Raw genomic sequence first — 24,643 nt, 5'->3', positions numbered from 1 at the left:
CATAGAATTCAAATCAATCTACTTATTTACATATATAAAATGAATGAAAGAATCTACAAAATGGCAGTTATTGCCAATCCTTTGCGCCATAGTTGAGAGGTTTTTTGGCATATTCTTAAAAATTTGCACTATTTCATTGCGATTTTTTCATGACTTGACTTGAAAATTGAAAATAACCCTCGATTTAATATATAGATAACAACCCAGCATCAATTGTGTATATGAAAAATCAAAATAGACCAGAAATTATCACCATTGAAGACCAAAACTTCGGTAGTCATATTGAACATTGGTCCCTGCTGACAGATCAACCTGCCTCAGACGTACCAAAATGGTTAGGCCAAGCGCTTGATCAACCTATTATGCCTATGGGGCTTTGTACTGCTGAATGTGATATGGATGCGACGACATGGCTCATTCAAGGGCCAAATAAAGCATCTGTGCAACTCTCCCAAGTGATTGCTGTAGAAAACAATAAACCGAAAGCAGTAAAAACCGCATTTCCGTGCTTTGATAGCCCGTATAAAGTTACGGCCAAAGTCGAACGGATTATTCGTTGCACAACCAACACACAAGCGGTCTTACAACTCAATGTTGGTGGCAATAGCGTGGTCTATGCTTTTGATAATTTATATAGCGTAAATTCTGCACACTATGACAAAGCACAAAATTATGCAGTACAGTTAAATGCATGGGCATATCAATTAGAAGCCGTTGCTGAACAAGAGCAATTGGTGGTTGATGATCCTGCTTCAATTAAACATCACCGTGCTTTAAATGACATTTTGGCACAGCATAATGGTGTGGCGCCAGAAAACTTACAAGACTTGCTCGATGCTTGGGAGCCTCAATCTGAAGATGACAAAGCGCCTGTTACTGTTAACTTTTCTAAAATGGTTGCTTACCTATACGGCGAAACACTCGGTCAAGAAGATGAGGCGTGGTTCCAAGGCAGTATTGTAGGTAAAACTGAAATGCAATTTATGCAACAAAGCTACACACTCTATGATGTTACGCTCATTCATGAGGAAAACCAGCCTGCAGTATTGATGCGTATTGCTACCCGTGATGCGAATTTTAAAGATTTTCAAATTGGTCAATTTATTCGTGGTAACGTTTGGCTACAAGCGAATATTTATAGCAAAGCTTAGTCCTCAGTAACGACTTCGCTTCAAAAGTAAAAAACAATCATCCCTGCACATGCAGGGATTTTTATTTAATTAAAATCAATTATTTAAAGATATTCCATTGATTTTATTTCATTAATTTTTAAGCAACATGCTGGTCATAAAACTTTAATTAAATAGAATTACCCACAGTTTTAGATTTATTAATGCTTTTTAAATTCATTTTAAAATACACTTATCCACAATTTTAAATTCAAAAACTATCTTAAATAAATCACAAAAAATATACCGATATAATCATAAAATGCCTGCAAGAAATAGAAATAGCCTTAAAAATACGTTGCTTAATGTAGATGCTCATCCTTGGACTAATAAAATAAAAGCATTGTGTTATTTAATTGAGATTAGTACTTTATTTAATCAATTATTTGTGCTAAAAATGCAATCTTGAAATAGGAATTAACGATAAATAGATCGGAAAATAAATATCTATGAAAATCGTGCAAGAAGAAAATATTCAGAGCGTCGAACACCAACTGAATTCTCGATACCAAGTCGATGGAATGTCATGTCTATTTTTTGCATTAGGCATGTTGATGTGCGCATATATTTTGCATACATTTATTCTTTAATTTCCAAACAAATACAAAAAAAGCCCATCAATTTGATGGGCTTTTTTCGCTACAGAAATTATGCATTACGTTTTGCAAAATCATCCATAAAGTCAACCAAAGCTTGTACGCCTTCAAGCGGTACAGCATTGTAAATGCTCGCACGCATACCACCTACTGAACGGTGACCCGCCAAATTAAGTAAGTGATGTTCTTCAGCTTCTTTCAAGAACTGTTTTTCAAGCTCAGGCTTAGCCAAAGTAAATGGTACATTCATAATTGAACGGTTTTCTTTAGCAATTGGATTTGCATAAAAGTCGCTTGAATCAATATAGCTATAAAGCAGTTCAGCTTTTGCAAGATTGGCTTTATGAATGGCTTCTACACCACCTTGTGCAAGTAACCATTCAAAAACTAAACCTGATAAGTACCATGCATAAGTTGATGGCGTATTCACCATAGAATCATTTTTTGCTTGTGCAGAATATTTCAAAATACTTGGAATTTCAGCTTTTGCTTGATCTAACAAATCATCACGAACAATAACGATTGTTAAGCCAGCTGGGCCAATATTCTTTTGCGCACCAGCGTAAATTAGACCGAACTTGCTGACATCAATTGGTGCAGACAAAATACTTGAAGATAAATCCGCAACCAAAGGTTTATCAGTTTCTGGAATATTCGCGAATTGAATACCACCAATCGTTTCATTGTCTGCATAGTGTACATAAGCAGCATCTGCAGATAAATTCCATTCACTTTGGTCTTTAATTGCAAGCTTACCGTCTACAGTTGTACCCGCTTCAACAACATTAATGTCGCCATAGCGCTGTGCTTCTTTGAGTGCTTTTTCAGACCAAATCCCTGTATGGATATAATCAGCTTTGCTGTTTTTACCCAATAGATTCAGTGGAATTGCAGAAAACTGCAATGATGCACCACCTTGTAAGAACAATACTTTGTAGTTCTCTGGAATATTCATGAGCTTGCGTAAGTCTGCTTCTGCTTTTTCAGCAACAGCAACATAGTCCGCACTACGGTGGCTCATTTCCATGATCGAAAGACCCTTGCCTTGCCAATCGAGCATCTCAGCTTGAGCTTTTTCTAAAACGGCAGTAGGTAATGCAGCAGGACCAGCACAGAAGTTGTACGCGCGCATGATTTTTCCTTTCAAAGTGAAACACAATAAAATGATGGCATTTAACCACAGATAGCCTGTGCTTGCAGTAAATTAAGTTGAAAAAATTTCAATGCTGTCGGACATTTAAAGCTAAAACTTCAATAAGGCGCTGATCTTTTTGTGAGTTTTACTAATAATATTTCCTAACCTACACATACAAGATCATTCAATTTTTTTGCTGGATTGAATTTCATTCGATCTATTACCTAAATGCCTACCCCAATTTAAACCGACTGAGATCACCTTCATGTGTGAGCTATGCCTTTTCAATTGCGCAAAATTTTCCTTAAGCTTCATACTGTTTTGCGTCCAATTTTCAGCTTATACTCAAGCTAAATAAAGTATATATTTCAAACAGAATTAAAAAATTGATATGCATGCGGTGCGAATTAAGCTGTTCTTTGTTTTATACTGCAGTTGAAAATACGGAGAATCGATTGAATGTTAAAATATTTCGTACATTTCAATAGTGCAGATTTATGCCTCAATACAATGATAAAAATGAATAGCGCAACAAAATGTACAATGCTAGTTTGCACGTTGCTGGCAAGTCCATTCTGCACAGCACAAAGTATGAGTTTTCAACAAGCCGAGATTGATTTACTCAACAACTCCTACAGTAATCAAGCCAATTTAGCATTACAACAAGCCTCACAACTAGAAGCTGAAGCCATTAAAGGCATTGGCTTACCCCGCGTGGATCTTAACGTACGTGCATACGCTTTTCATAATGAATTAGACGTGCCTTTAGGGGCCGTTAAAAATAACCTTGAGCAGTCGCTCACGAATGGTTTAAATGCCAAAATTGATGAGTTTAATTTAGGTGCAATTGCAGACCCACTCAAAGAAAGCTTAAAACAACCTATCCATGACGGTGTTGGTTTAATTCCAGATTCGTCACAGGTTGTATTGGATGATCAAGTGATTCGTCCTTCTGTCTCTGTCATGATGCCTCTTTACACAGGTGGCTTAACCCAGAGTGCCAAAGACGTTGCTAAAATCAAAGCACAGCGCAGTGAATTAACCACGCAGCAACAACAAGACACACAGCGTTTTGAGTTAATCCAAGCCTATTTTAATGCTCAACTACAAAAACAATTATTGGCCAGTAGCCAATCCAATCTCAGCGCGATGCAACTCCACTACCAAAATGCACTTAAATTAGAACGCCAAGGCTTTATCAGTAAAGGTCAGCGCATGCAATTTGAAGTGGCTCAAAATAATGCAACACGTTCTGTCAATAATAGCCAAGCACAGTACCAAGCCAGCTTATTTAAGCTGAATAATCTTTTACACCATAGCCAAATTAACGATTTAACCACGCCACTGTTTATTAACACCCAACCGCAACGTGCGCTACAACAGTGGCTAGATAGTTTTGCAAATGAATCCACACTCATACAAAAAATGCAGATGGACACTGCACTAGCCAATGCCAATGTAAAAGTTCAACAGGCAAGCAAAAAGCCGAATGTATTTGCCTTTGGTGAATACAGCCTAGACAGCAATCAAAACTGGATTGTGGGTGTCGGTGCCAAATACAATCTTTTTTCAGGTATCGATAAAAACAAAAATGTGCAAGCTGCCGAATTACAACGTTATGCCTCTGAACTATTAACTGCACGAACCAAGCAAGAAATTGAAAATACAATTTTTAGCGCATTTAGCGAGGCACAAACTGCACAGCAAAGTGATGTGCTGCTACAACAAAATATAAAGGCAGCTCAAGAGAACCTACGCATACAGCAATTATCATTCAAAGAAGATATGGGTACTGCGACCCAAGTGATTGATGCACAAAATACACTGAACGGCTTAAAAGCCGAAACAGCATTGAATGCTTTTAAATATGTCATGTCATTGGCAACATTATTACAAAGCCACGGCTCGATACAGCAGTTTCAAAGCTTTATCAATCAACCCAATACACACTACATTCGTTAAATTCACATGGGGAATCGTATGAATCAGGATCCAAATTCAAAAGAGACCATAGAAGAGCTCCCAAGCCCTGAAACGAATGCTAAAAGTGATGTAACAGCAAACAGCAGGCTCGATCATTCAGATTCAACTCAAAATCGTCATTCCGTAGCTCAATCTGCACCCACGTCAGCTGAAAATCAGAAACAAGAGCAGACAGAACCCACAAATATGCAAAAAAAACCCGTTTCGAGCATCGTGAAGCTGATTGCAATTGTGCTACTGATTTGTGTATTAGGACTGATTGCTTTTGGACTCTGGAAAAGTTATCAACCCAAAGAGGTAGAACTACAAGGTCGAGTTGAGGCAGAAACCATTCATATCGCGACTAAAGTGCCGAGCCGAATTGAAGAAATTTATGTGCATGAAGGGCAAAAAGTACATAAAAACCAAGAATTAGTACGACTATATAGCCCAGAAGTCGATGCTAAAAAACAACAAGCACTTGCCAGCTTACAATCTGCTTTAGCTTTACAGTCCACCACAGATCGCGGCTCACAAGACGAAAATATTGCCAGCTTATACGCCAATTGGCAGTCGTTAAAAGCTCAACAAGAATTAGCACAAACCACCTATACCCGCGGTGCTCATTTGTTTCAAGAAGGTGTTATCTCTCGTCAACGTCGTGATGAAATGCAGGCAGCCGCGCGCTCTTCTGCACAAATGACTGAGGCCGCTTATCAGCAATATGCCCGTGCACAACGTGGCAGTACGCCCCAACAGAAATCTACTGCCGACGCACAAGTCGACATTGCCAATGCTGCAGTTGCTGAAGCCAATGCGCTTGAAGCTGAAACTAAATTGCTCTCACCAGTAAATGGAACCATTTCCAAAACCTATGCCAAACCGTCTGAGTTAGTGGCAATCGGTGTGCCTGTGGCCAGTATTATTTTAGATGATGACATTTCAATTAGTTTAAATGTTCGTGAAGATCAATACCGTTCGGTCTATCAGGCTCAAACCATGCAAGGCTATGTTCCTGCCTTAGATAAAACAGCAAACTTTAAAGTAAAAAATATTGATGCCGAAGGTGAATTCGCCACCATCAAAACGACGCGTCAAACAGGCGGTTATGATATTCGAAGCTTTAAAGTGCATTTAGTGCCTGAGCAGGCAATGCCCGAGTTAAAAGTGGGGATGAGTGTCTTATTTAAAGTTAAAGAGGCACCATAAGTATGTGGGCAGGGATCAGCCGTGAATGTCGCTACTTATTAAAACACAAATGGGATTTGTGTTTGGTCAGCCTTGCCCCCCTATTTGTGATTGTTCTATTTAGCTGTATGTTTGCCCAAGGTAAACCGTCTCATTTACCCATTGCAATATTAGACCAAGACCACGGTGCCTTAAGTCAAAACATTGAACGCTATTTGGCACTCAATGAAACACTACACATTCAAACAGTCAGTGAAAACCAAGCTGAAATAGAACATCTATTGAACCAAAATAATATTTGGGGCTATGTGTTGATCCCTTCGGGTGCAGAACAGCGCTTTGTACAAGCCAAAGATGCTGAAATTAGCATTATGTATAACCAAAGCTATTTTAGCGTAGGCAATACTATTTCTTCTGCCATGCTGGTAAGTACCTTACAAGCACTCGCTAACTTTGCAGGACAAAATTATTTAGAACAAAAAATTCCTTATTTGGAAGCTCCTACACCAAATGTCAAAATATCTGCACTTTACAATCCAGGCTTAAATTATGAGTTCTATTTAGAACCTTATATGATTCCGGCAATATTGCATTTGTTGCTCTGTTGCTGTGTGGCCTTTGCTGTTGGGCAAGAGTTTAAGTTTAATCGCGCTCAAGATTGGTTAAATCCGCAAGGTTTGTTTTACGCCCTCCTCTCTAAAAATTTAACCTACGTCGCGATTTTTAGTGTGTGGACTTGGCTCTGGATGTTTTGGCTGATTGATGTGCGAGGTTGGTTTATTGCTGGCCATTTGTGGTTGATTCTGCTGGCTCAAATTGTATTTTATAGTGCCTATGCCTTTTTAAGCAGTGCCTTGGTCTTAGCCACAGGTAATTTAAGTAAAACCTTCGGCGTGATTGCCGTTTATGGTGGCTCATCCTTAAGCTTTGCGGGCGTGACTTTGCCTTTAAATAATGCCCCTCTATTTACCAAGTTTTGGGCGCATATTATTCCCTATACTCCTTATGCCAAATTACAAACTGAACAATGGGTGATTGGTAGCCCTTTAAGCTCCTCAGTACAGCCCTTATTGGTATTGTTGGTCTATGCGCTCGTATATGGTGCGCTGGCCTATCTATTTTTAAAGAAACAAGCACGAGGGCTTAAACCATGAATAGCCTGCTGTATTATTTCTGCAAAACCTTTAAAGATATTTTTGCCAATTCATCTATTTTAACTACACTGATTTTATCAGTTGTGCTCTATAGCTTTTTTTATCCAACGGCTTATCAGGCACAGCAAGCTCAATCCATTCCCATTGTAATTGTAGATGAAGAGCAAAGTGCCATGACGTCAGCGATTATTGGTCAAGTTGCTCAAAGTCCAAATGTTGAAATTAAAGCCGTGACTGCAAATTTTTTAGATGCCGAGAAAATGGTTCGGCATCAGCAGGCTGATGGTATTTTATTATTACCAGAAAACCTCAGCCAAAGTATACGACGCGGCGAAGAAGGTGGGATTGGACTGTATTTAAGTGCGGTTAATTTTTTAAAAACCAAACAAATTGGCCTCGGTTTGGCCAGTTCAATTGAAAACTCATTGAAGGAATACACAGAAAAATTTGGCAATATTTCGCATTTCTCCCCCGCTCTTTCTGTTCATCAAGTGCCTTTGTTTAATACCTTATCTGGTTACGGTAGTTATATTTTTCCAGCAGTTGCACCTTTAATTATTCATCAAACGATATTACTGGGGTTGTGTATGCTCATTGCAGGTTATCGTGAACAAGGCTGGACTGCCCAGCCTAAAGAACTCGTTGCCATTTTCCTTGCAATATTATTCATTGGCTGTTTGGGATGTTTTTATTTATTTGGTTTTACCTTCTGGCTTTATGACTACCCACGCGGGGGAAACTTTTGGGGTATGTTACTTGCTGTACCTATCTATGTAGGATGCATTATTTCTTTAAGCATGCTCTTAGCTTCATTTTTAGATATGCCTGAACGCGCTGGACACCTCATTGTATTTACATCTATTCCGCTCTTTCTATTAACAGGTACAGCTTGGCCATTGGCCGCGATGCCTGAATGGATGCAATCTTTCTCAATGCTTCTACCTTCTACCCAAGGGATACAAATGTTCATCCAACTCAACCAAATGGGTGTAGAAACTAGTCTTGTCGTACCTAAATTAATTTATTTAAGCTGTTTTATGGCCATTTGCTTCACCATTGCTTATTTCAGACTCACCGCTAGAGCTAAATTGCATTGATTCTTCATTTTCATCTACTTTATAAATAAAATATAACTTAAAAATCGATTTCATAACTAAAACTGTCCCAAATATAACCAAATAGAATAGCAATGATTAAATTTTGTTGGCCGATTCACCACAATCGATTCACAATAAAGTTCTCCCAATCCGCTTTTTCTCGCCATGAATACTCTGTTTTTTAATACGGGTATGAGGACCTTTTGCGGATTTTATTTCTAGATAACTTTTTTCAGAGCTGAGTATGAAAAAAATTAAGATGAGCCTTGCGTGGCAAATCGTTATTGCGCTGATTTTAGGTATACTTGTAGGCTCATTCCTTCACTATTCTCCTGAATATCGTGATGCCCTAGTGAGTAATGTTTTAACTCCATTGGGCTCAATTTTCATTAACCTCATCAAAATGATTGTGATTCCACTTGTGGTATCAATGTTAATTTTGGGTATTGCAAATACGAGTCAAGGGGCAAGCCTTGGTAAGCTTGGTTTCAGAACGATTTTGTATTTTGAAATTATTACCACAGTTGCAATTTTAGTGGGTTTAGTTGCTGCAAACATTTTCCAACCAGGTGCAGGCATTGACATGTCTAGCCTCACCCAAGTGGATATTTCTAAATACCAAGAAACGACCCATGCAGTTAGTGAGCAATCACATAGTATCGTGCAAACTGTATTATCGCTGATTCCACCAAACTTCTTCGCAGCTCTCACTAGCGGTCAAATGCTACCGATTATTTTCTTCTCGGTGATGTTTGGTATTGGTTTAGGTGCTTTAGATCAAGAAACAAAACAACCTTTACTTAATGTATTGAATGCCGTTTCTGAAACCATGTTCAAAGTAACGCACATGATTATGAAGTTTGCACCGCTGGGTGTATTCGGTCTGATCGCTGCAACTGTTGCGAACTTTGGTTTTAGTTCTTTATTGCCTTTAGTAAAATTGGCATTATTGGTTTATGGTGCAATTTTATTCTTTGCTTTTGTTGTTTTAGGGTTGGTTGCCAAAATTTGTGGTTTCAGCATCTGGACCATTATTAAAATCTTGAAAGACGAGCTCATTCTTGCATATTCAACAGCAAGTTCTGAAACTGTATTACCTCGTATCATGGAAAAAATGGAAGCTTACGGTGCGCCAAAACCGATTACTAGCTTCGTGATTCCAATTGGTTATTCATTTAACCTAGATGGTTCAACACTTTATCAAAGTATTGCCGCAATCTTTATTGCGCAGCTGTACGGTATCGATCTTTCAATTGGCCAACAAATTATTCTAGTACTTACACTCATGATCACCTCTAAAGGCATCGCAGGTGTTCCTGGCGTATCTTTCGTGGTACTTCTTGCAACATTGGGTAGTGTAGGTATTCCTTTGGAAGGCTTAGCATTTATTGCAGGTATTGACCGTATTTTAGATATGGCACGCACTGCATTAAACGTAATTGGTAACGCACTTGCGGTACTGGTTATTAGTCGCTGGGAAGGCCAATTTGACACTGAAAAACAAAAAAATTATCACGAGACGATGAGTCAACGCGGATAATACTTTTTTCAAGTCAAATCAAAATGGACGTTTCGGCGTCCATTTTTTATGGCTTCAATTCCAAGGTTAATGTTGCTGTGGCCAATACACTACGGGTTAAACTCATTAAATAGATATATGACACATTACAAGCTATTTAGCCCATACAATGAACTTTCAACTTACTTTAGGTTGCTACAAAAACCCGTATATAAAAAAGGACGCTTATGCGCCCTTTTTAATCAGATCTAATTAAATATACTCAGATTATTTAGTTGATTCACCAAATACTGACAGATTCAAATTACGAATTTTGCTACTTCCAGCGGGTTTATCGAAACTCACATCGTACTGTACTAGATTTTTATTGCTGTAACCATATTCATAGGTCACCGTGTATAAAGATGGCTTTTCTGTTGATGTTTCAATGTGTTTAGAAACAATATTTTTACGTGTGTAGTCTTGCTTTGGAATTGTGCGCGTAAATTTACGTAGCTCTTTTTCATTTTGCATAAACTTGGCTTTCAGTTCAGGCTCGAAATATGGATATAGTTTTTCAAGGTTACCTTCACGTAATTGATCGTATACGGCTTGCGCAACTTGAGCTTGTTCCGCACTTGGATCAGCTATGGCATTTTGTCCAATTTGACCACAACCCGACATCACTATTGCACAACCGAGTAAAACTATTTTTGCCTTCATATCCACGCTTTTCCACATTTCAGGTCTGTAGTATATACATCATTATGACCATATTATTTAAGTTTAGAAATAAAAAAGGACGCCGTAGCGCCCTCTTTTAAGATCATGACTTAGTCTTCTTCAGGCTCATTTAAATCGTCTGATTCAGTTTCAGTTTGATCCATAATAGTTGAGTCATCTACCAATTGCTCTGCATCAATCGCTGAAACTTCTTCTAAAATTTCATCTTCTTCTACAGCTTCAATAGCTTCAACACCCACCAATGTTTCGTTGTCACCCAAACGGATTAAGCGAACACCTTGTGCGTTACGACCTGTTTGTGCAACTTCAGAGGCACGTGTACGAACCAATGTGCCACCATCAGAAATCAACATCAATTCTTTCGATGCATCAATCGCAACAGCACCCACTAACTCACCATTACGGTCAGAAGTTTTAATGGCAATAACACCCTTACCACCACGTTTCTTGGTTGGGAAGTCATCTACAGGAGTACGTTTACCATAACCATTTGCAGAGGCACAAAGCACTTCGCCAGTTTCTGGTACAACAACCAAAGAAACAATACGGCTCAAGAAGTTAGCATCCGAATCTTCATCATCAGAATCTACATCTACTTCTTCTACTTCTTCAGATTGCGCAGCGCCAATCGTTACACGCATACCGCGTACACCTTTGGCTGAACGGCCCATGGCACGAACATCAGTTTCAGCAAAACGAATCGCCTTACCTTCATTCGAGAACAACATAATTTGCTGTTCGCCATCCGTAATCGCTACACCAATTAAGGTATCACCTTCGACCAACTCAAGCGCACGTAAACCATTTGAACGTACATTTGAGAACTGGTCTAATTCAACGCGTTTAATCGTACCAAATTCAGTTGCCATAAATACGTAGAAGTTTTTACGCAAGTTTTCAGCAAGTTCTGCAAATTCAGCAACAATTTCATCGTCCAAATCAGTTGTAGAAAGCTCTACACCTAATTCTTTCAATTGAACACGCAATGCATCCGTTAGGTCATCACCATCTGCAATCTCTGCAAAAGCAGCTTCTAGTGCATCGTAGTGATTCGCAATAATTTCATTTTGCTGCAATTGTGCTTTATTTGCTTTCACAAACGTGCGGAAATCAGCTAAACGCTCTTTGAATTTCTTCGGCGCATCAATCACAGGAAGAATCGCTGTAATTGTCTCATTGTCATCCAGTGGCAATAAATTCACCATTGGACGGCCTTTGGCACCGCGAGATGCTTGAGGCACTTCAAACACACGTAAACGGTAAACCTTACCTACGTTCGTGAAGCAAAGCACTGTTGCATGGCTTGATGTCACAATCAGATGCTGAATGTAGTCATCTTCTTTCATTGAAGTTGCAGACTTACCACGACCACCACGACGCTGTGCAGCATAATCAGATAATGGCTGTGTTTTTGCATAACCTGATTGAGAAACAGTCAGTACCATTTGCTCTTCAGGAATTAAATCTTCACGAGAGAAGTCAATACGTGACTCTACAATCTCAGTACGACGCGCATCGCCATACTGTTGCAAAATCAGCGCAAGCTCTTCTTTAATCACATTCATCAATAAATTGAAATCATTTAAAATTGCAGTGTATTCAGCAATTTGAGAAAGAATTTCAGAATATTCAGCTTGTAATTTATCTTGCTCTAGACCAGTTAAACGATGTAAACGAAGCTCTAGAATCGCACCCACTTGCGTTGGAGATAAGCGATAAATATCGCCAGTCAACCCAAATGGACGGCTTGGATCTTCACCTTCAATTTCGTCTGGACGTACAGATACTGCACCTGCTTTTTCAAGCAATGCAACAACACCGCCACCTGCCCATTCACCCGCTTGCAAGCGCTCACGTGCTTCAGCAGGGTTCGCAGAGGTTTTAATGGTTTCAATAATTGCGTCAATGTTAGCAAGCGCAACAGTTAAACCTTCTAAGATATGACCACGTTCACGCGCTTTGCGTAGTTCGTACATGGTACGACGTGTAACCACTTCTTGGCGGTGACGAATAAAGGCTGCAATAATATCTTTTAGATTCATCAACTTTGGCTGGCCATTGTCTAAGCAAACCATGTTGATGCTAAATGAGTTCTCAAGCTGTGTGTTTTGGAATAGGTTATTCACCACAACTTCAGCGTTTTCACCACGCTTTAAGTCAATGGCAATACGCATACCGTCTTTGTCTGACTCATCACGAAGTTCAGAAATACCTTCCAGTTTTTTCTCTTTAACCAACTCAGCAATACGTTCAATCGTTTTCGCTTTGTTGACCTGATAAGGAATTTCTGTAAATACGATGGTATTACGACTCGTTTTTGCATCTTCTTCAATGTGGTATTTACCACGAATATGCAAACGGCCTTTACCTGTACGGTAAGCATCAACAATACCTGATTTACCGTAGATGATGCCACCCGTAGGGAAATCTGGACCAGAGATATGCTCCATCAAACCTTCAATTGAGATTTGTGGGTCGTTGGCATAAGCCAAACATGCATTAATCACTTCCGTCATATTGTGTGGCGCCATATTGGTCGCCATACCTACTGCAATACCCGCTACACCATTAATGAGTAGATTAGGTACACGAGTAGGCATTACTTGAGGAATACGTTCAGAACCGTCGTAGTTATCTTCCCATTCAACGGTATCTTTTTCTAAGTCAGCCAAAAGCTCATGCGTTAATTTACGCATACGAACTTCGGTATAACGCATTGCAGCGGCACTGTCACCATCGACAGAACCAAAGTTACCTTGGCCATCGACCAATTGGTAGCGCAAACTAAAGTCTTGTGCCATACGAACAATTGTTTCGTATACAGCATAATCACCATGCGGGTGATATTTACCGATCACGTCACCAACAACACGGGCAGACTTTTTGTATGCTTTGTTGTAATCATTGCCCAATTCGTGCATTGCGAACAGCACACGACGATGAACTGGTTTTAGACCATCACGTACATCAGGCAATGCACGAGATACAATCACGCTCATCGCATAATCGAGATATGAACTTTTCAGCTCATCCTCAATGGCAATCGGTCTAATTTCCGATACGCTCATGCATACTCCTTGTTATACAAGCAGAATTCTGCCCGCATTTATATATCGTAAAATCAGCTAAAAATTGGTTCAAAAAAACCGAACCAATATTAAAAATTCAGTCGGCCATTATAGCACAAATAGCATCGTTTTTGCGTCAAAGATTACGATCTATAACTATGATTTTTTGTGTGTATTTTCAGCATTTTCACAAATATTTAACAGCTGTATTTTAATCACTTCATACACCTTTAATTATTCTGTAATCGCCTCTTCAACGGCTTATTCTTTTTAAATCTTCTACATGCATTTAGCGTGAACTAGATCACCTTAAGGCTAGCATACGCCGAAGTAACATCATTAAGCTATGCGCTCTATTTGGACGCTATACCAGATTACTTTTACTAGGCATGACAAAGGGGTAATTAAATACCCTCAGCATGCGTATTTTCTCATCTATGCACCATTTAAAGCTTTCGCCTTATTTCTACATTATAGAAAATTTACACAAATCTAAGCTCAATAAAAAACGCCCTTATGCATGATGCATAAGAGCGTTTTTTGAACTAAGTTCAGAAATTAGATTTTAGATACTAATTCTGGAACTACAGTGTTCAAATCACCTACTAACCAGTAGTCAGCTACTGCGTTAATTGGCGCTTCTTCATCTTTGTTGATCGCAACGATCACTTTAGATTCTTTCATACCTGCCAAGTGCTGAATCGCACCAGAGATACCTACAGCGATATACAATTCAGGCGCAACGATTTTACCTGTTTGACCTACTTGCATGTCGTTTGGTACGAAACCAGCGTCAACCGCAGCACGTGAAGCACCTTGAGCAGCGCCTAGCTTGTCAGCTAATGGGTCAAGTACAGCGTGATAGTTTTCACCTGAACCAACACCGCGACCACCAGATACAACAATGCGAGCAGCTGTTAATTCTGGACGTTCTGATTTCACGATTTCTTCAGAAACGAACTTAGAGATACCAGCGTCGCCAGTTGAAGCAGCAGCTTCAACAGCAGCAGAACCACCTTCAGCAGCAACAGCATCAAATGCAGTACCACGAACAGTTGCAACTACAACTGATTCACCAGATTCTACAGTTGCAATCGCGTTGCCTGCATAGATAGGACGTTTGAAAGTTTTAGGACCTTCAACAGCAATGATGTCAGTGATCATGCTTACGTCAAGAAGCGCAGCCGCACGTGGAAGTACGTTTTTGCCCGTTGTCGTAGAAGCAGCAAGGATGTGAGAATAACCCGCACCGATTGAAGCAACTAATTTAGCAACGTTTTCAGCCAATTGATTAGCATAAGCCGCGTCATCAGCAAGTAATACTTTGCTTACACCCGCAACTTTAGCTGCTTGGTCTGCAACTGCTTGCGCGCCAGAACCAGCTACCAATACAGTGATATCACCACCGATTTTTTGCGCCGCAGCAACAACGTTTAAAGTTGCACCGTTAAGTGCTTTGTTGTCGTGCTCAGCGATAACTAAAATACTCATGATTTTATCCTTCTGTATTAGATCACTTTCGCTTCGTTTTTCAATTTTTCTACAAGCTCATCTACAGATTTCACTTGTACGCCAGCTTTACGTTCAGCAGGAGCTTCAACTTTAACAGTTTTAAGCTTAGTTGCTGGAGAAACGCCATAATCAGCTGGTGACTTAGTATCAAGCGGTTTTTTACGCGCTTTCATGATGTTTGGAAGAGCCGCATAACGTGGTTCATTCAAACGTAAGTCAGTTGTGATGATTGCTGGAAGAGAAAGCTCAACAGTTTGTAAACCACCGTCGATTTCACGAGTCACTTGTACTTTGTCGCCTTCAACTTTAACTTCTGAAGCAAAAGTACCTTGACCTGCGCCAAGTAAAGCACCCAACATTTGACCAACTTGGTTAGAGTCGTCATCAATTGCTTGTTTACCAAGAAGAATCAATTGAGGTTGTTCAGCGTCTACTACGCCTTTAAGGATTTTTGCAACTTCAAGCGCACCTAGTTGGCTATCATCAGCTTCAACTAGAATACCGCGGTCAGCACCAAGAGCCATAGAAGAACGAATTTGTTCTTGAGCTTCTTTAGGACCAATAGAAACAACAACGATTTCTGAAACAGTTCCTTTTTCTTTTAAACGAACCGCTTCTTCCACTGCGATTTCACAGAATGGGTTGATAGACATTTTAACGTTAGTAAGGTCAACCCCACTATTGTCCGGTTTAACGCGAACTTTAACGTTGGCATCAACCACACGTTTTACAGCAACAAGAGCCTTCATGTAATCCTCGGCTGTTTTAGCAAATGTAAATGTTATGAAAAGTTATAATAACTCTTCACTTAAAATTTTTTAGGTGCCCTATCTTGCAATGTGTATGGCATTTCGGTCAAGTCACAATTATCGAAAGACCTGTAAAAATGCGTAAATTTCCTTGAACTAATGGTTCACATTTTTATATCGCACTTGAATTGGACTGTTTTTCATAAAGTTTTTGTTATTTTTTAACCATTGATTTATATTATGTTTTTACCTGATTTACATCATCAAAAGTTTTGATCGATCTATTTTTAGATGTTTATCCACTCAATATGGCTCGCTTAAATGCGCAGATTGCTTGTAATCGGGATTATGTCATTTAAGACAGAATAGTTTTTCATCTTATTTTTTATACAATCTAACAATAAATCAGATGTCCTATTTTTTAGCTTCCATTCTTGTGGCTGTGACTCAAAACCCAAAATACATCATGATTCAAATCATAAAAAAAAGCCCGTTTAGATAAAACGAGCTTCTTTAAAGTACTTAACTGGTTCTAGTGCGTATGTATTTTTAATTTGAAATTAGCCAAATTGCTGCCAATCCCAATAGACCGCCAGATGTACCATCAATCCATTTTTGTTTGCGTTCATCAATATGGGTTTTTGCGCTAATTTTTGCAAAAACCAAACTCAAGGCGCAGTACACGATAAAGATCAACCCAATAAATACCAATGAAAGTAATAGGCCTTGAGCAACTGTATTGCCTGCTTTATCTATAAACTGAGGCAGAATTGCAAAATAAATCAACATGCCTTTGGGATTAAGCAATGCCGTAAAAAAGCCCTTCTTAATCGGTGAACTGGTGCTTTTATTTTCAATATGGATCGCATTTTTACTAAAGACCGACTTTAACAAGGTCACAGCCAGATAAATTAAGTAAGCAATCCCCAGCCAACGAATAGTTTCAAACAAAATTGGGAACGATACAATAATAGCTGCTAAGCCTAATGCGACCAAAATGGAATGCACCAAATAGCCCGAGCAAATCCCTAGAGTTGCCATCATGCCTGCTTTTGCATCCTTACCCATCACTTGAGACAGAACAAATAGCATATCTGGCCCTGGTGTAAAAATTAGCGGTGTAACCGTTAAAGCAAAGAGTACTAATATAGACATTTTCCTTTTCCTATCGCGTACTGATGGAAAAAATAGTATCTTCGAATTGCGCTAAAATATGATTTCAAATATTCTAATAAATTACTTATTTTTAGAATTATATTCTATTTTATGAAAATTTCTTCCAAGTCTATTCTAGTAAAGCTGGATCGTATTGATAAAAATATCATTCACTCGCTTCAAAGTAATGGTCGCATGCAAAACAATGAATTGGCCAAAGCCATTGGGCTTTCACCTTCATCTTGCTTAAGACGTGTAAAGTTATTAGAAGAAGCTGGCGTAATTCAAAGCTATACCACAGTGGTAGACCCACAGCGGATTGGTTTTCAATTGTTATTATTTTCTCGAATTTGGTTGGTTGGCCAAGATGCCGAAACAATCGATTTATTTATCGAAGCAATGAAAGAGCTACCCCAAGTCATGGAGTGCTATATTATTTTAGGTGAGTGCGATGCCATGCTAAAAGTCGTGGTGCCAGACTTAGAAAGTTACCGTAAGTTTCAATCAACGCATTTGACCAAAAAAAATGGCATTACCAGCGTAAAAACGGATGTTCCAAGTCAAATCGTGAAACAGAGCTACCAATTACCTTTAGAAGATTTATAAGTCTTAAAAGATTTATCAGTCTGCCCATGTCTTATTTACGTGAGTCATCATTCAACATAAAAGAGATCAACAATCAGGATGAATTGATGATCTATCTTTCGCTTGTCTCATTACTCTTTATCTACAGACTGATTGTCTAAAAAGTCTCGATGAATATGGCTTAAATTAATAAGCTCGTGGTCTTTTAAATTAAAAATCTGCCAAACAGCAATTGCATCTTCTTTTAGGTCTACAGCAACAGTCGGTTTGGTATAAATTTGCCATTGTAGATCTGAAATCCAAACATAATATTGTTGGCTTGCCTCATGATAAGCCAAAACTTTACCTTCAGCATTAATGCCCTGCACCTTCGCACCCTCGGGCAACGCTGCTTCTATTTTAGGCAAGCTAATTTCGACAAAATGTTTAATTTGTCGTAAACCATAGCCGATAAAAATATCTTTCTGCGCCGGGCTGAGCTGGTTATATTTTTCTTGAAGATTGGAAATCATTGTTTCTGCCTAGTTTTTAAATCAAATTCTTTATATTGCATGGGTGCTTAAGGAATGCATTTTCTGTATGGTTTTCATTGAGTTCAGCCATACGATTGCGACTATGTTTTATCCATCTCTATTCATCTAGCAGTTATACGCTATTTTTATACTTGAAAAAGTGACTATTTATTATTCTACATTAGTACAAAAGATCAATTTAAGTCATTTTAAAGTAGAAAACAAACATAACAAATTGAATTTAAATACATAAATAATTATATACAGCGCTTAAAAATTTAATATAGAAACGAAAAATTCAAAAATTGCTGTGAATCTTCTATTTTTATGTCACTTTTAAAGCATTAAATTCTCGATAAATGCTGATACTTTTTATTCTAAAATTTTAAATCAAACACTAAAAACAAGAATAATCAAAACCATACATGGCACAAGCATTGCATTAGAAAGTCTACAAACATACATTTCTGGGGTAGGCTTCATGTTGGGTTTTAAAAAAACAATTTTACTAATCTCTCTTTCAGGTTTTCTAACCGCATGTAATGACTCAAAAGATAGCAATTCAGCTTCTGAAACAATCCAGCCAGTACCCTTTAATCCTGTTGAAGCCAGTATTGCTGATGTGCATCAATCGATTCAAACCAAAGGTGCAACGTGCGTTCAAATCGTGCAAAGCTATTTGGATCGTATTCAGGCCTATGACAAACAAGGACCAACATTAAACAGCATCATTTCTGTTAATCCTACAGCACTGAAAGATGCCAAAGACTTAGATGATTACTATGCCAGTACAGGTAAACTGAAAGGTGCTTTACACTGTGTGACAGTATTGCCTAAAGACAACATTGATGCCATCAACATGGCCAATACAGCTGGTTCTAAAGCACTGATTGATAATTTCCCACAAGACGATGCATACATTATTAAAAATATTAAAGATCATGGTGGCATTATTTTAGGTAAAGCCAATTTAGATGAGTTTGCCTTTGGGTTTGGTGGTAGCTCTAGCCATAAAAATGGTGGACAGACCAAAAATGCTTACGATCTGAGCAAAGGCCCAGGGGGTTCATCCGCAGGTACAGGTGCTGCCATTAATGCAAGCTTAGCCCTGATTGGTATTGGAACAGATACAGGTGGCTCAATTCGTATTCCATCATCATTACAAGGCCTTGTTGGTTTGCGTCCTTCACTACGTCTAGTTAGTCAAGATGGCATCATTCCTCTTGCACCAACACAAGATACGGCTGGCCCGATGTGTCGTAAAGCCGTCGACTGTGCCATTTTAATGGATAGCATGACGGGTTTTGATCATTCAGCATCTTCAAATCAACGCAATGATTTTGACCGTTTAGCACCATTATTAAGCACTGAAAGCGAATATAAAACCTTGTTTTCAGTACCAACAAGCTACGTGCCTACAGCAGATAATAACTTACAAGGAAAACGTATTGGCTTAGTCCGTGCACTATATGCTCAGCCGAATAATGCGGGCGTATTCACTGAGGACGGCCAATTAATTAATCAAGCAATGGATCAAGCAGTTGCCAAATTAACCGCAGCGGGTGCCATTGTTGAGGAAGTAACAATAGATGATTTATCTACGATTCTTAGCACTTATTCAAGTTTGTCTTCTTATGAGTTTAAAATTTCACTTACTGACTATTTAAAAACCACACGAAGTATTTTTCAGTCTTATACCGATTTGCAAAACAGTGGCTTAATGATTTCAAGTTTTAATAACTATGACCGTGACAGTACGGCGCAATCATTTATTGAGGGTTATCACCTGAACACCGTCGTACGTGCACCACATGTCCGTGGTAGTTTAAATAAAGCCTTAGATCATACCGATGCAACGGGACAACTTACAGGGACCAGCTATGATGCGCTTGCTTATCCAACCATGCATGCTTTGGCGCCAAATTTAGGCCGTAGCCCATCGGCGGGGACCAATAATCGCCTGAGCCCATTTAGTGGCTTCCCTGCACTTTCAATGCCTGCAGCACAAGTGGTTGCGAGTACCAGCCAATATCCAATGAACGTCAATATTGAATTTATTGCACGTGAATTTGATGAGCCTACACTATTTAAAATAGCAACAGCATTTGAACAAATTAACCCAGTACGCCAAACACCCGTACATACGCCTGCTTTATAAATATTGGGCGGACTCATCTGCCTTATAACAAGCACAAAATAAAAAGAAGGCCATGCCTTCTTTTTATTTTGTCTTACTTTTTCAATTGTGCTCTGGGGTGCGCCTGATCATAAACTTGTGCCAAATGATCAAAATCCACATGGGTATAAATTTGAGTTGTGGTTAAATTACTATGCCCCAACATTTCTTGTACGGCGCGTAAATCTCGACTATTCGACAGCATATGACTGGCAAAACAATGTCTTAACAAATGCGGATGGAGATCAATATTCACCCCTGCACGTTGCGCTTGTAGCTTCACGCGATTTTCAATTTGACGCGCACCAAGTGGGTTTCCCTTTTGGGTAATAAAAACATTTGCTTCTGGGACAAAGTCCCCATGCCACAGCGGATAAATTTGTAGCCACTGCATAACGGCATCTTTGGCTTTCACTCCAAAAGGAACTACACGCGTTTTATTGCCCTTACCTGTAATGCGCAGTAACTGTCGATTAAAATCAACATCCTTAATTCTTAAAGACTGTACTTCTGCTAAGCGTAATCCACTGGAATATAAAAGCTCTAAAATCGCTTTATCTCTGAGCCACATCTGCTGTTGTGCTTCTGAAGCTGGTGCAGGCTGATCTAAAATTTGATTGACCGTTTCTATATCGACTAAACCGGGCAATGGACGAGACTGTCGTTTGAGCTGAAAATCATCTGCTGGGTTAAAGGCCATATATTGCCCCTGTTCAGCCCACTTCATAAACTGGCGTACAGCCGATAATATGCGTTGTAAACTACTCGAACTCAGTTGTTGATGTTCAACTTTAGAACCTAAAAACTCACGTAAATCTGCACTTTCAATATCATTTAAGTTGAGGTTTCGCGTCGCACAAAATGCCAAAAAATCACTGACATCGCGTTCATAAGCGTGCAAAGTATGTTCCGATTGATTTTGGATTTTTCGTTCTTTTAACCACATAGATAGCAATACTTGTGGCTCAAATCCTTCTAACATACTTCAGCACTCCCACTGAGCTAAATAATGAGCAATAAACGTCGCGGTTTGATCTGGATATTTTTCTGCAAACAGATGATCACCACCTTCTAAAATGTGAAGTTCCGCTTTAGCAAAGGCGGACTGTAAATAAGTGCCCACCGCGATAGGGCTCACGGGGTCCTGATCTCCCCACAGCAATAAGACAGGCTGTAAAATGGTCTGTAATTGCGGGCTGTAATCAATACTTGCTGTACAGAACCAATCTGGATAGTTTAAATATTGTTGTTGATAAGCACTACGCCAATCTTGCGCCTGAAAAGGCGCTAAGTTCACTCCACCAGAGGTTGCCAGTAAAACTAAGCCTTTCACCAAGTGCGGTTTTTGCAATGCTGCTTGCACTGCAAAAATACCCCCCATTGACTGCGCAATAACAATGCATTCCTGCTCAATTTGTTCTAATGCGTATTGAGTCAAACTTGCAAAATCATAGACATCTGCATGCGAAGGTTGCATGCCGAATGAAGGGTATGCAATCACTTTTTGAGATGTAAAATTACCAAATGTGCGCTTAGCCAGCCGTTGCTGGACAGGTTGCCAAAAAGCTGTGCTACCCGATGCGCCTGGTAAAAAGATCAGTTGCATAGTTTTTAATTGATGAAAAATATCTGATTAGAAACAGCATAGCTGATTTTTACCCATAAAAAAGCACCTTCATTTGAAAGTGCTTTTTTCGTTTTCCATATTTAGCCTGGTTTTGGCTTAAGCTTGGAAATATCGCAAATCTAAACGGCCTTCGTAAACGGTCGCAGTCGGACCTGTCATCCAAACTACATCGCCTTCTTTCCATTCAATTTGTAGCTTACCGCCAGCCAATTCAATTTCGACTTTGCTTGAAAGTAAACCACGGCGCATACCCGATACAGCAGCTGCACATGCACCTGTACCACAAGCTAAAGTTTCACCGACACCACGTTCAAACACACGCAAACGCGCATGCTTTTCATCAATGATTTGCATAAAACCAGCGTTTACACGTTGCGGAAAACGCTCATGAGATTCAACTTGTGGGCCAATACGTGGCACATCAGCTGTAATCACATCAGGAACAATGGTCACCGCATGCGGATTACCCATATTCACCACATCAATTGTCAACTTTTCATCATTGGCTAATGCAATGTCATACAAGTTTTCAGGCTCTTCTGCCAAAAATGGAATTTCTTGTGGCAAGAATTTTGGATAGCCCATATTAACGCGAACCCAACCATTTTCACCCAATTCAGGTTCAACAATACCTGCTTTGGTTTGTACCTTAATTTTGGTTTTTGTGGTCAATTGGCGCTCGTGTACAAAACGCGCAAAACAACGTACCCCATTACCGCATTGCTCTACTTCAGAACCATCTGCGTTAAAGATACGGTATTTAAAATCTGCATTTGGTACATCTGGTGGTTCTACAATCAACAATTGATCAAAACCAATACCAAAGTGACGATCCGCTAAACGCTGAATCGTTAAGGCATCTAAATAAACACGTTGGCTAATTAAATCTAAAACCAGAAAGTCATTGCCCAAGCCATGCATTTTGGTAAATTCTACTAACATCTCGAATCACTCCTTAAGGCAAAAGACGTTCACGTTCCCATAACGATTCTATTGTTTCGCGTTCACGAACTAAGTGTGATTGCGCACCATCGACCATCACTTCAGCTGCACGACCACGGCTATTGTAGTTCGAACTCATCACAAAACCGTATGCGCCTGCGCCCAATACAGCAAGCACATCATTTTCTTGAATGGCTAATTCGCGCTCTTTACCTAAGAAATCGCCAGTTTCACAAATTGCACCCACCACATCCCAAGTTTTTGTTTCAGCTTGAGGATTTGGTGTAACTGCTTGAATGTCCATCCATGCTTCATAAAGCGCAGGACGGATTAAGTCATTCATCGCTGCGTCAATAATGGCAAAATTGCGGTGATTGGTTGGTTTAAGCAAATCAACTTTGGTTAATAATGTACCTGCATTGGCAGAAATACTACGACCCGGTTCCATATAGACTTTCATACCAAGTTTTTCTAAAGCAGGTTTCATGGCATTGGCATATTCTTCTACAGAAGGTGGCGTTTCATCTTTATACGTCACGCCCAAGCCACCGCCAATATCGATATGCTTAAGATGAATACCTAAAGTTTTTAAATGATCAATCATGATCATGATGCGGTCTAAAGCATCAACAAATGGCTGCGTTTCAGTTAACTGCGAACCAATATGACAATCAATACCCACAACATCTAAATTCGGTAATGAAGCAGCATATTGATAAGTTTCATATACGCTGTCTGATGGAATGCCAAATTTATTTTCTTTTAAGCCCGTCGAGATATATGGATGTGTTTTAGCATCAACATCTGGATTCACGCGTAATGAAATCGGCGCTTTTTTGCCAAGTTTCGCTGCGACATTTTGAATACGATCCAACTCTGCATAAGATTCAACATTAAAACATGCAATGCCAACTTCAAGTGCTTTTTGAATATCTGCTTCAGTTTTACCTAAACCAGAAAATACAATTTTAGATGCATCGCCACCCGCTTTGAGTACACGAGCCAATTCGCCACCGGTCACAATATCAAAACCTGCACCAAGCTTGGCCAATACATTCAAAACCGCAATGTTGGAGTTAGACTTCACCGCAAAACAAATTTGATGGTCGATAAAGCTAAATGCACGATCCATATCTAAATAATGCTTTTCAAAAGCCGCTTTAGAATAGACATATAGTGGTGTGCCGTATTGCACTGCGAGCGCTTGTAATGAACATTGCTCAGCATGCAAAACCCCATTGATGCGGGTGAAACTCATGAAAGTATCCTTGCTTAAATCAAATCAGATGTAGTTTTTGAAGCTCTGGCTTCGGTCTCTGCAGACTACTGAGCTGGTGCCTGTTGCTCATGCACGTCCTCAGCTTTTTTTTCTGTATTCTGATCTGAATACAGTAAATATTTTGCACGTTTGTCAGCGTTCGCATCGCCTGGCAAATGTAATGCGCCCGACTGGCCACAAGCAGTCAAAAGTAAACTGCCCAAGAAAAGCATCACCACCTTGCAACTCATAACACGGTTCATACGCGTACCTAAAAATATTTTTTCCGAGTATAACGTGATCAACACACGGATAAAAGAAAAGCCCACGATTTCTCAATAAGCTGATCCTGACTCTGATTTAAAATTAGGCAACTTTGATTTGCTTTGGGCTTTGTTGCACAAACCTATCGTTAAGGGCTTATTCCACAATATAATTTCCAAATGAACAAGCCTGCACCTAAAATTTATCGTACCACCAATTGGTCTTCTTATAATCGAGCATTAATAAATCGAG

Annotated in this window: 20 protein-coding genes; 8 read left to right on the top strand and 12 right to left on the bottom strand. The window is 39.4% G+C overall.

Features of this window, described 5'->3' with window-relative positions:
- Positions 1–221: 221 nt before the first annotated feature.
- Positions 222–1,151 carry a hypothetical protein gene (locus DYI81_RS10630; RefSeq protein WP_106985674.1) on the top strand — a complete coding sequence of 310 codons (930 nt, stop codon included), beginning with the start codon at positions 222–224 and terminating at the stop codon, positions 1,149–1,151.
- 666 nt (positions 1,152–1,817) lie between these two features.
- Here DYI81_RS10630 and serC read toward each other — a convergent pair.
- Complete coding sequence (gene serC / locus DYI81_RS10625) at positions 1,818–2,897, bottom strand: 3-phosphoserine/phosphohydroxythreonine transaminase (RefSeq protein ID WP_106985675.1); 1,080 nt, start codon at positions 2,895–2,897, stop codon at positions 1,818–1,820.
- Between the two features lie 546 nt (positions 2,898–3,443).
- Between serC and DYI81_RS10620 the strand changes: the two genes are divergently transcribed.
- The 5 genes from DYI81_RS10620 to gltP all read left to right on the top strand — a co-directional run bounded on the left by DYI81_RS10620 (position 3,444) and on the right by gltP (position 9,841).
- Entirely contained in the window at positions 3,444–4,862 is a 1,419-nt protein-coding gene (locus DYI81_RS10620) for a TolC family protein (RefSeq protein WP_228198767.1), read from the top strand.
- An 18-nt stretch (positions 4,863–4,880) separates the two neighbouring features.
- Positions 4,881–6,071: an efflux RND transporter periplasmic adaptor subunit gene (locus DYI81_RS10615; RefSeq protein WP_117007483.1), complete on the top strand. Its 1,191-nt coding sequence runs from the start codon at positions 4,881–4,883 to the stop codon at positions 6,069–6,071.
- A 2-nt stretch (positions 6,072–6,073) separates the two neighbouring features.
- Complete coding sequence (locus DYI81_RS10610; RefSeq protein WP_117007482.1) at positions 6,074–7,204, top strand: ABC transporter permease; 1,131 nt, start codon at positions 6,074–6,076, stop codon at positions 7,202–7,204.
- On the top strand, positions 7,201–8,301 hold the full coding sequence (locus DYI81_RS10605; RefSeq protein ID WP_117007481.1) for an ABC transporter permease: 1,101 nt from the start codon (positions 7,201–7,203) through the stop codon (positions 8,299–8,301). Before DYI81_RS10610 ends, DYI81_RS10605 begins: the two co-directional genes overlap by 4 nt.
- A gap of 244 nt (positions 8,302–8,545) precedes the next feature.
- Positions 8,546–9,841: a glutamate/aspartate:proton symporter GltP gene (gene gltP, locus DYI81_RS10600; protein ID WP_117007480.1), complete on the top strand. Its 1,296-nt coding sequence runs from the start codon at positions 8,546–8,548 to the stop codon at positions 9,839–9,841.
- A gap of 246 nt (positions 9,842–10,087) precedes the next feature.
- On the opposite strand, the gene DYI81_RS10595 is transcribed toward gltP, so the two are convergent.
- The 5 genes from DYI81_RS10595 to DYI81_RS10575 form a co-directional block, all read right to left on the bottom strand.
- Positions 10,088–10,522 carry a DUF3887 domain-containing protein gene (locus DYI81_RS10595; protein ID WP_106985682.1) on the bottom strand — a complete coding sequence of 145 codons (435 nt, stop codon included), beginning with the start codon at positions 10,520–10,522 and terminating at the stop codon, positions 10,088–10,090.
- Between the two features lie 110 nt (positions 10,523–10,632).
- Positions 10,633–13,611, bottom strand: coding sequence for a DNA gyrase subunit A (gene gyrA / locus DYI81_RS10590; RefSeq protein ID WP_117007479.1), 2,979 nt, complete (start codon positions 13,609–13,611; stop codon positions 10,633–10,635).
- A 558-nt stretch (positions 13,612–14,169) separates the two neighbouring features.
- The gene (locus DYI81_RS10585) at positions 14,170–15,102 is read right to left on the bottom strand and encodes an FAD-binding protein (protein WP_106985684.1); all 933 of its coding nucleotides are present in this window, start codon (positions 15,100–15,102) and stop codon (positions 14,170–14,172) included.
- A gap of 17 nt (positions 15,103–15,119) precedes the next feature.
- The gene (locus DYI81_RS10580) at positions 15,120–15,872 is read right to left on the bottom strand and encodes an electron transfer flavoprotein subunit beta/FixA family protein (RefSeq protein ID WP_106985685.1); all 753 of its coding nucleotides are present in this window, start codon (positions 15,870–15,872) and stop codon (positions 15,120–15,122) included.
- Positions 15,873–16,421: 549 nt separating this feature from the next.
- Positions 16,422–17,027, bottom strand: a complete 606-nt coding sequence (locus tag DYI81_RS10575; protein WP_117007478.1) for a LysE family translocator — start codon at positions 17,025–17,027, stop codon at positions 16,422–16,424.
- Positions 17,028–17,138: 111 nt separating this feature from the next.
- Between DYI81_RS10575 and DYI81_RS10570 the strand changes: the two genes are divergently transcribed.
- On the top strand, positions 17,139–17,633 hold the full coding sequence (locus DYI81_RS10570; protein WP_106985687.1) for an Lrp/AsnC family transcriptional regulator: 495 nt from the start codon (positions 17,139–17,141) through the stop codon (positions 17,631–17,633).
- A 110-nt stretch (positions 17,634–17,743) separates the two neighbouring features.
- Here DYI81_RS10570 and DYI81_RS10565 read toward each other — a convergent pair whose 3' ends face one another.
- Entirely contained in the window at positions 17,744–18,124 is a 381-nt protein-coding gene (locus tag DYI81_RS10565) for a hypothetical protein (protein ID WP_117007477.1), read from the bottom strand.
- Between the two features lie 481 nt (positions 18,125–18,605).
- Between DYI81_RS10565 and DYI81_RS10560 the strand changes: the two genes are divergently transcribed.
- Positions 18,606–20,282 carry an amidase gene (locus DYI81_RS10560; RefSeq protein WP_117007476.1) on the top strand — a complete coding sequence of 559 codons (1,677 nt, stop codon included), beginning with the start codon at positions 18,606–18,608 and terminating at the stop codon, positions 20,280–20,282.
- A 73-nt stretch (positions 20,283–20,355) separates the two neighbouring features.
- Here DYI81_RS10560 and xerA read toward each other — a convergent pair whose 3' ends face one another.
- The 5 genes from xerA to DYI81_RS10535 form a co-directional block, all read right to left on the bottom strand.
- On the bottom strand, positions 20,356–21,282 hold the full coding sequence (gene xerA / locus DYI81_RS10555; protein WP_117007475.1) for a site-specific tyrosine recombinase/integron integrase: 927 nt from the start codon (positions 21,280–21,282) through the stop codon (positions 20,356–20,358).
- A 3-nt stretch (positions 21,283–21,285) separates the two neighbouring features.
- Positions 21,286–21,906, bottom strand: a complete 621-nt coding sequence (locus tag DYI81_RS10550) for an alpha/beta hydrolase (protein WP_117007474.1) — start codon at positions 21,904–21,906, stop codon at positions 21,286–21,288.
- A 117-nt stretch (positions 21,907–22,023) separates the two neighbouring features.
- Positions 22,024–22,869, bottom strand: coding sequence for a diaminopimelate epimerase (gene dapF / locus DYI81_RS10545; RefSeq protein WP_106985692.1), 846 nt, complete (start codon positions 22,867–22,869; stop codon positions 22,024–22,026).
- 13 nt (positions 22,870–22,882) lie between these two features.
- Positions 22,883–24,127 carry a diaminopimelate decarboxylase gene (gene lysA / locus DYI81_RS10540; protein ID WP_117007473.1) on the bottom strand — a complete coding sequence of 415 codons (1,245 nt, stop codon included), beginning with the start codon at positions 24,125–24,127 and terminating at the stop codon, positions 22,883–22,885.
- A 65-nt stretch (positions 24,128–24,192) separates the two neighbouring features.
- Positions 24,193–24,378 (bottom strand): lipoprotein, encoded by a 186-nt coding sequence (locus DYI81_RS10535; RefSeq protein WP_117007538.1) that lies wholly within the window; start codon positions 24,376–24,378, stop codon positions 24,193–24,195.
- Positions 24,379–24,643: the final 265 nt, after the last annotated feature.

Source organism: Acinetobacter sp. SWAC5, from assembly GCF_003419885.1.
Lineage (GTDB): Bacteria > Pseudomonadota > Gammaproteobacteria > Pseudomonadales > Moraxellaceae > Acinetobacter > Acinetobacter cumulans.
Note: the sequence above shows the minus strand (reverse complement) of the source record. Positions and strands in the feature narration are given on the sequence as shown.

What these genes read in the sequence shown, in the direction of transcription:
- DYI81_RS10595 (WP_106985682.1), bottom strand. Translation starts at nt 10,522, where the DNA reads ATGAAGGCAAAAATAGTTTTACTCGGTTGTGCAATAGTGATGTCGGGT.
- DYI81_RS10605 (WP_117007481.1), top strand. Translation starts at nt 7,201, where the DNA reads ATGAATAGCCTGCTGTATTATTTCTGCAAAACCTTTAAAGATATTTTT.
- lysA (WP_117007473.1), bottom strand. Translation starts at nt 24,127, where the DNA reads ATGAGTTTCACCCGCATCAATGGGGTTTTGCATGCTGAGCAATGTTCA.
- DYI81_RS10570 (WP_106985687.1), top strand. Translation starts at nt 17,139, where the DNA reads ATGAAAATTTCTTCCAAGTCTATTCTAGTAAAGCTGGATCGTATTGAT.
- xerA (WP_117007475.1), bottom strand. Translation starts at nt 21,282, where the DNA reads ATGTTAGAAGGATTTGAGCCACAAGTATTGCTATCTATGTGGTTAAAA.
- DYI81_RS10535 (WP_117007538.1), bottom strand. Translation starts at nt 24,378, where the DNA reads ATGAGTTGCAAGGTGGTGATGCTTTTCTTGGGCAGTTTACTTTTGACT.
- DYI81_RS10560 (WP_117007476.1), top strand. Translation starts at nt 18,606, where the DNA reads ATGTTGGGTTTTAAAAAAACAATTTTACTAATCTCTCTTTCAGGTTTT.
- DYI81_RS10615 (WP_117007483.1), top strand. Translation starts at nt 4,881, where the DNA reads ATGAATCAGGATCCAAATTCAAAAGAGACCATAGAAGAGCTCCCAAGC.
- DYI81_RS10580 (WP_106985685.1), bottom strand. Translation starts at nt 15,872, where the DNA reads ATGAAGGCTCTTGTTGCTGTAAAACGTGTGGTTGATGCCAACGTTAAA.
- DYI81_RS10620 (WP_228198767.1), top strand. Translation starts at nt 3,444, where the DNA reads ATGCTAGTTTGCACGTTGCTGGCAAGTCCATTCTGCACAGCACAAAGT.
- DYI81_RS10630 (WP_106985674.1), top strand. Translation starts at nt 222, where the DNA reads ATGAAAAATCAAAATAGACCAGAAATTATCACCATTGAAGACCAAAAC.
- DYI81_RS10610 (WP_117007482.1), top strand. Translation starts at nt 6,074, where the DNA reads ATGTGGGCAGGGATCAGCCGTGAATGTCGCTACTTATTAAAACACAAA.
- DYI81_RS10565 (WP_117007477.1), bottom strand. Translation starts at nt 18,124, where the DNA reads ATGATTTCCAATCTTCAAGAAAAATATAACCAGCTCAGCCCGGCGCAG.
- serC (WP_106985675.1), bottom strand. Translation starts at nt 2,897, where the DNA reads ATGCGCGCGTACAACTTCTGTGCTGGTCCTGCTGCATTACCTACTGCC.
- DYI81_RS10550 (WP_117007474.1), bottom strand. Translation starts at nt 21,906, where the DNA reads ATGCAACTGATCTTTTTACCAGGCGCATCGGGTAGCACAGCTTTTTGG.
- gyrA (WP_117007479.1), bottom strand. Translation starts at nt 13,611, where the DNA reads ATGAGCGTATCGGAAATTAGACCGATTGCCATTGAGGATGAGCTGAAA.
- DYI81_RS10585 (WP_106985684.1), bottom strand. Translation starts at nt 15,102, where the DNA reads ATGAGTATTTTAGTTATCGCTGAGCACGACAACAAAGCACTTAACGGT.
- gltP (WP_117007480.1), top strand. Translation starts at nt 8,546, where the DNA reads ATGAAAAAAATTAAGATGAGCCTTGCGTGGCAAATCGTTATTGCGCTG.
- dapF (WP_106985692.1), bottom strand. Translation starts at nt 22,869, where the DNA reads ATGTTAGTAGAATTTACCAAAATGCATGGCTTGGGCAATGACTTTCTG.
- DYI81_RS10575 (WP_117007478.1), bottom strand. Translation starts at nt 17,027, where the DNA reads ATGTCTATATTAGTACTCTTTGCTTTAACGGTTACACCGCTAATTTTT.